General features: G+C 62.4%; 8 protein-coding genes and 1 pseudogene. 5 read left to right on the top strand and 4 right to left on the bottom strand.

Annotated features, from left to right (window positions below):
- The first annotated feature begins 235 nt into the window (after nt 1-235).
- The 3 genes from ilvC to ABSG20_RS28075 all read left to right on the top strand — a co-directional run bounded on the left by ilvC (nt 236) and on the right by ABSG20_RS28075 (nt 2,396).
- Nucleotides 236-1,255 (top strand): ketol-acid reductoisomerase, encoded by a 1,020-nt coding sequence (ilvC, locus tag ABSG20_RS28065; protein WP_423867727.1) that lies wholly within the window; start codon nt 236-238, stop codon nt 1,253-1,255.
- A gap of 4 nt (nt 1,256-1,259) precedes the next feature.
- Nucleotides 1,260-2,111, top strand: coding sequence for an SDR family oxidoreductase (locus tag ABSG20_RS28070; RefSeq protein WP_423867728.1), 852 nt, complete (start codon nt 1,260-1,262; stop codon nt 2,109-2,111).
- A gap of 96 nt (nt 2,112-2,207) precedes the next feature.
- Nucleotides 2,208-2,396: a hypothetical protein gene (locus tag ABSG20_RS28075; RefSeq protein WP_423867729.1), complete on the top strand. Its 189-nt coding sequence runs from the start codon at nt 2,208-2,210 to the stop codon at nt 2,394-2,396.
- A gap of 189 nt (nt 2,397-2,585) precedes the next feature.
- On the opposite strand, the gene ABSG20_RS28080 is transcribed toward ABSG20_RS28075, so the two are convergent.
- A complete protein-coding gene (locus ABSG20_RS28080; RefSeq protein WP_423867730.1) occupies nt 2,586-3,443 on the bottom strand; it encodes a Crp/Fnr family transcriptional regulator in 858 nt (285 codons plus the stop codon).
- 458 nt (nt 3,444-3,901) lie between these two features.
- On the opposite strand from ABSG20_RS28080, the gene ABSG20_RS28085 reads away from it, so the two are divergent.
- Nucleotides 3,902-4,114, top strand: coding sequence for a DUF6894 family protein (locus tag ABSG20_RS28085; protein WP_423867731.1), 213 nt, complete (start codon nt 3,902-3,904; stop codon nt 4,112-4,114).
- A gap of 8 nt (nt 4,115-4,122) precedes the next feature.
- On the opposite strand, the gene ABSG20_RS28090 is transcribed toward ABSG20_RS28085, so the two are convergent.
- The 3 genes and pseudogenes from ABSG20_RS28090 to ABSG20_RS28100 all read right to left on the bottom strand — a co-directional run bounded on the left by ABSG20_RS28090 (nt 4,123) and on the right by ABSG20_RS28100 (nt 5,330).
- Complete coding sequence (locus ABSG20_RS28090; RefSeq protein WP_423867732.1) at nt 4,123-4,872, bottom strand: hypothetical protein; 750 nt, start codon at nt 4,870-4,872, stop codon at nt 4,123-4,125.
- Nucleotides 4,859-5,125, bottom strand: a pseudogene (locus ABSG20_RS28095) (reverse transcriptase domain-containing protein); the annotation flags it as partial. The pseudogene ABSG20_RS28095 and the gene ABSG20_RS28090, both read right to left, overlap by 14 nt.
- Nucleotides 5,126-5,159: 34 nt before the next feature.
- Nucleotides 5,160-5,330 (bottom strand): hypothetical protein, encoded by a 171-nt coding sequence (locus ABSG20_RS28100; protein WP_423867733.1) that lies wholly within the window; start codon nt 5,328-5,330, stop codon nt 5,160-5,162.
- Here ABSG20_RS28100 and ABSG20_RS28105 point away from each other — a divergent pair.
- Nucleotides 5,321-5,644 (top strand): hypothetical protein, encoded by a 324-nt coding sequence (locus ABSG20_RS28105; RefSeq protein ID WP_423867734.1) that lies wholly within the window; start codon nt 5,321-5,323, stop codon nt 5,642-5,644. The genes ABSG20_RS28100 and ABSG20_RS28105 overlap by 10 nt on opposite strands.
- Nucleotides 5,645-5,689: the final 45 nt, after the last annotated feature.

A 5,689-nucleotide genomic window follows, 5' to 3' on the forward strand; every position in this document is an offset into this window, starting at 1 on the left:
GCGGGGCGGTCTTGGTTGATCAAGTCAAATCGCTTGACCGTCGAGCCCGCGGTTGCAATGTCGTCGGCGTTGTGCCGAACGAGGTGATGGCCGACATCCGGGGCCGGCTCGCGGCGCTTTTGGGGATCGCGACCACGGCGTAGACAGCGCAGCAAATTCGCTGGCGCCCGGCGGTCATACCCACCTGAAGCCTGATTTAATCGGCCGATTCCGGCCCCACCAAGAGGAAACCTCCATGCGAGTTTATTACGATCGCGATGCCGACCTGAACCTGATCAAGGGCAAGAAGGTCTGCATCGTCGGCTATGGCAGCCAGGGTCATGCCCATGCGCTGAATCTGAAGGATTCCGGCGTCAAGGACGTCGCCATCGCGCTGCGCAAGGGCTCTCACTCCGCCAAGAAGGCCGAGGCCGCGGGCTTCAAGGTCCTGGAGGTCGCCGAGGCCGCCAGATGGGCCGACGTCATGATGATGCTGACCCCCGATGAATTGCAGGGCGACATCTACAGGGATCATCTGCATGCCAATATGAAGAACGGCGCGGCGCTGCTGTTCGCCCACGGCCTCAACGTGCATTTCAATCTCTTGGAGCCGCGCGCCGATCTCGACGTGCTGATGATCGCCCCGAAAGGCCCCGGCCATACCGTGCGCTCGGAATACCAGCGCGGCGGCGGCGTGCCCTGTCTGATCGCGATCGCCAAGGATGTGTCGGGCAATGCCCATGACCTCGGCCTGAGCTACGCTTCCGCGATCGGCGGCGGCCGCGCCGGCATCATCGAAACCTCGTTCCGCGAGGAATGCGAGACCGATCTGTTCGGCGAGCAGGTGGTGTTGTGCGGCGGCCTGGTCGAACTGATCAAGGGCGGCTTCGAGACCCTGGTCGAAGCCGGCTACGCGCCCGAGATGGCCTATTTCGAATGCCTGCACGAGGTCAAGCTGATCGTCGATCTGATCTATGAAGGCGGCATCGCCAACATGAACTACTCGATCTCCAACACCGCCGAATACGGCGAATACGTCACCGGCCCGCGCATCGTCACCGCGGAGACCAAAGCGGAGATGAAGCGGGTATTGGCCGACATCCAGTCCGGCCGCTTTGCGCGCGACTGGATGCTGGAGAACAAGGTCAACCAGACCTCGTTCAAGGCGACCCGCGCCAAGCTCGCGCAGCACCCGATCGAGGAAATCGGCGTCAAGCTGCGCGACATGATGCCGTGGATCAAGAAAGGCGCGCTGGTCGACAAGACCAAGAACTGAAACCATGCAATCTGTTGTCATTACCGGGGCATCCACCGGCATCGGCTGGGCTACCGCGAAGCTGTTGCTTTCGCGCGGATACCGCGTGTTCGGCAGCGTCCGCAAAGCGGCCGATGCCGACCGCCTCGGACGCGAATTCGGCGCGAATTTTGTCCCGCTCTTGTTCGACGTCACCGATGAGGCCGCGGTGCTCTCGGCCGCTCGCGAGGTGCGCGCCTCACTCGATGGGGAAACGCTGTTCGGCCTCGTCAACAATGCCGGCATCGCGGTCGCAGGACCGGTGCTGGAGCTTTCCGCCGACCAGTTCCGCCGCCAGATGGAGGTCAACGTCATCGGGCCTGTTATCGCCACCCAGGCTTTCGGCCCGCTGCTCGGCGCCGATCCGCTGGCAAAAGGTCCGCGCGGCCGGATCGTGATGGTCAGTTCGGTGGCCGGCAGGAATGGCAACCCGCTGATGTCGGCCTATTCGGCCTCGAAACATGCGGTCGATGGGCTTTCGGAAAGTCTGCGCCGGGAAATGATGCTGTTCGGCATCGATGTCATCATCGTCGCGCCGGGCGCGGTGAAGACGCCGATCTGGAGCAAGGCCGAGGAGGTCGACATTTCACCCTACCGCAATTCGCCGTTTTTCCCGGCGCTGCAGCGGGTCCGCGAAGTCATGCTGCACCTCGGTGAAATCGGATTGCCGGCTGCGAGGATTGCCGAAGTCATCGCGGGCGCCCTGACATCGGCCCACCCAAAGGTGCGCTATCAGATCACGCCGGATCCGGTGCGGCACCTGGTCACCGCCATGCTGCCGAAGCGGATGGTTGACAGGATCATCGCCAAACGCCTCGGCTTGATGCCGAAGGCGTAGGCTTGCCGTGCACAGGTGACTGACGCATCCCGATCTGCTGCGGCACGGAACCCCGACGGCCAGACGGCGTTAGGTACTCTTTGACGGAGCAACCTCATGTCCGAGAAGTTCAATCCTGCACCGCCCGACAAACACGCGGCCAATCCCAAGCAGGCAGCAAAGGCTGATAAAGAACAGTCCGATGCGCTAGACATGGGGCTCGAAGGTAGTTTTCCGGCTTCAGACCCGGCAAGCAGTGCACAACCGGCCAAATCCGAGCCGCATCGCAATCGATCGTCGGGTTAAAAAGTCTCCGGTACTAAAAGTCTCCTGTACGAAGTATCTTGGCCGATGCCTCCCTAGCCCGCACGGCAATCGTCGTCCCAGCGCGGCGCAGCGTCCTCGCGGCGTTAGGTAGAGACCGCGTTGGCCCAAGCCGGGGCTCGGACGCGCCAGATCAGACCCGCCGATCAACGGCGTCCAACCATCGGCCATTCAATGGGCAGTTTCGCGGCACCCGAAAGAATGTTCGACATCCCGATGCAAGCTCTCATGCTGCGCTTTGATCGTCGCGTAGCACGTGCAGGCGGCCTCAGCGAGACCGCCGGGATCGATGATCTCGACGTAACCGCGACCAAACGTGATGCAGCCTTGCTGCTCGAACGTATGCGCGACGATCGCGACGCTGTTGTGGCGGGCGCCAATGATCTGCCCCATCATTTCCTGCGTCAGCATCAGGCGGTTTTTGCCGCACAGGTCCCTTGCTTCCAGCAGCCAGCGCGCCAGCCGGGCCTCGACCGGGTGCAGGCTTTTGCAGCCCACCGCCTGCTGGGCCCTGACCAAAACCGCCTGTCCGTGTCGAACCAGGATCTTGTTCAAACCCGTGCTTCGCTCGGCCGCCGCGCGCAGGCGGCCCATGTCGATGACCGATGCGACGCCGGGCAGGACCACGACGGCGCCGCTCTTTGCCGCAGGTATTCCTGCCGCGGCGAGGGCGCCGAGGAGACTGTCCCGCCCGATCATGGCGATCTCCACGCTGTGCCCCGCGTCAAGCTCGAGGATGCGTGACAGGACGCAGTCGTGCGGGAAGTACACCTGATCGATCGGATCGCCAAGATTTTGCAGTACCTGTCCTTGCGAAAGCATCGCGGTTTGAAGATCCGGTCGGAGTACCTCGAAATCATCCGTACTGAGTGATTTCAGGAAGCCATTTTGCGAACGAGCATTTGAGTCCATGAATATACATTCGCTTGCAGGGGGCCATTGTTTGTCCACCAACCAGAGGGCCTTTGATTGTCCACCGGGTTGACTTCTAGCAGAAGTTTCAAAAGAAGCATAGCGTGCAGAGTGCAAATGATGCACGTGATCGAGTTACGGGGTTAGGGAAATCTGAAAATTTTTCGTCGCGGTAGTTGGATGCCTTTGGATGATTGTCTCGGCTGCGGGACCGTAGCTTTGCGAAGGAGATAGGTGACGATCACGGATCGCTTTCCGGCTTGGTCGATGTCGTGGTTGTGGCAGCCAGGCCGCCCGCGCCAAGCTCTCCCGCCTTCGCTGCTCACTCAGGTAAACGAGCGTCGCCGCGTCCAGTTCTCGCCTCACGCCAGTCGACCGCGTCCGGCAGCAAATCTGCGACTAAAGAAACATGCCGCGCGTCAGAAAGGCACCTTCCACGCGTGCGCTAATCCGGATAGGAGGATATACATAATACCAGAAGTGCCCGCGCTATCCCGCGCGGGGCCGTCTGGGCCTGCCGCAAGGTCCGGAACGCTTAACCACTGGTTTCCGCTGTGCCGCAATATTTTCTCCGTGTGAGCCAGGGTACGTATTCGGGGGGACCCGATCACGCGTTCGAAAGCGCTGACCAGAACGCGGCCTGGGTCGAGATGACCAAGGTGTGTGGTGACTTCATTGGCACCGCGTGCCGCAACCTCGATCAGAACGCGGGCTGGTCCATGGAGCTTCTGGACGCCAACAAGAAGTGCACCGGCAGAATCCGGCTCGTGGCAGAGAAATTGAGCTGACCGCGGTTTCACGGCTCCGCATCAAGGGGAATAAGCAGTCCGAGACCGAAATGAGCGCCGTAGCCGATCGCGATCGGGCCGCGGACGGGCTCTGCAAACGTGACGATCGGGAATCCAGCGACCGCGTCGCCCGGGGGCTGCGAATGCTCGGTCTTGAGTAGAAAATCCGTGGCTGACTTCAACTCGCCTCCGACCGCGATTGCCGGCAGCCAGCCGATCCCCGCCGGCTCGGGCAGCCGGCGTCTCCGGTCGAAATCTTCGAGGTCTGCGATCTCACGGCACAGCTGCGCCGACGGTGTGCAATCCGCGCGCACCTTGCCGGTCTTGGTCAGGCGCCACAGCCGGGTCACGAACGGCGTCGCCGCCATCCAGACCGCCGCGGGGCCAAACAACCCGCCTTCGCGCCTGAAACCTGCCTCCGCCTGCTGCAGCCCGAAGTGCCGCGTGTCCAGACAAAATCCATGCGTGGCTTGTAGTGCCCGCGCAAAGTCCGGGTCGATGCCGGATTCGGCAAACAGCGTCACATGATCGATCGCTCCGTCGCGGTCCCGGTCCTCCGACAACCAATAGGCATGGCGATGTCCCCCCTCCGAACCGCTGCTGTGCAGATCTTCGGGCATGCGATCGAGCCCAACCTTGGCTGCGGCTTCCAGAACTGCCGCGCGCAACGCATACCCCACCTCCAGGGCCTTGCCGATCGCGGGGCCCGTCGGCTCGACGCGCCAGGACCAGGACCGGTTGCGGTCAGCGGACGGCATGGCGGGTCCCCGGTAGCACGCGGGCGGAAAGCCCCTGGCCCAGGAAACTGAATTGCAGTCCCGGCGCGACCATGCGTGTCTTGACGACGTTGAGGGCGAGGCCGCGTCGCTTCAGAACCGTCATGATCGCGGCATGCGGCTCGCAAAGCCTGGTTTCGCTCTCGGCAAGCACCACGAAGTCGTCGGAATAGCGCACCATGATGCAACCCGCAGCTGCGACCAGGCGATCTAGCGGATGCAGGAACGGATTGGCAAGTAGCGGGCTGCCGTTTCAAACACCGCGCCGGTCACGCCGTCCGCGCCGGGGCCGAGCCGGAAAACACGTGCACCGGACCGGCGGCGGCCGAGAGTTCGCGCAGGGCCGGCTCGGCCTCGGGCTCCGCCGGCTCCGGTGCGGGCCACGGCATCGGCTCGGGCGGGCGGCGAAACAGATCGAACAGTCCAAACCATGTCGTCATCGGAACATCCTCGCGTTGATTGTCATCGCCCCGGAGATGCATCGCAGCTCGATCGTGACAAGCGCCGCGGCAAGCCCGGCAAGCTTGCCGCGGCGCGTCGAGGATCGCAGCCTGCCGGCTTCGAATGGCGCGGTGCATCTCGTCAAACCATTGATTTGCACGCCAAATCCATTCATGATAACGATCTGATGCGGGCTGTGTTGATGCTCGACGGCCCTCATTTCGAGCATCTCGCAAAACGCCCGAAATTGCTGTTTGACATCAATGGACTACAAATGGTCCCTTCAGGAGCTGATCAGCTCTTGCGCGATTGAAACGGGCGACTAAGGTGCGCGTGATGCTTCAATTTGGCTTCAGGA

It is taken from the genome of Bradyrhizobium sp. (genome assembly GCF_049512235.1).
GTDB lineage: Bacteria > Pseudomonadota > Alphaproteobacteria > Rhizobiales > Xanthobacteraceae > Bradyrhizobium.

What these genes read in the sequence shown, in the direction of transcription:
- ABSG20_RS28105 (WP_423867734.1), top strand. Translation starts at nt 5,321, where the DNA reads ATGTCGTCATCGGAACATCCTCGCGTTGATTGTCATCGCCCCGGAGAT.
- ABSG20_RS28090 (WP_423867732.1), bottom strand. Translation starts at nt 4,872, where the DNA reads ATGCCGTCCGCTGACCGCAACCGGTCCTGGTCCTGGCGCGTCGAGCCG.
- ilvC (WP_423867727.1), top strand. Translation starts at nt 236, where the DNA reads ATGCGAGTTTATTACGATCGCGATGCCGACCTGAACCTGATCAAGGGC.
- ABSG20_RS28075 (WP_423867729.1), top strand. Translation starts at nt 2,208, where the DNA reads ATGTCCGAGAAGTTCAATCCTGCACCGCCCGACAAACACGCGGCCAAT.
- ABSG20_RS28070 (WP_423867728.1), top strand. Translation starts at nt 1,260, where the DNA reads ATGCAATCTGTTGTCATTACCGGGGCATCCACCGGCATCGGCTGGGCT.
- ABSG20_RS28100 (WP_423867733.1), bottom strand. Translation starts at nt 5,330, where the DNA reads ATGACGACATGGTTTGGACTGTTCGATCTGTTTCGCCGCCCGCCCGAG.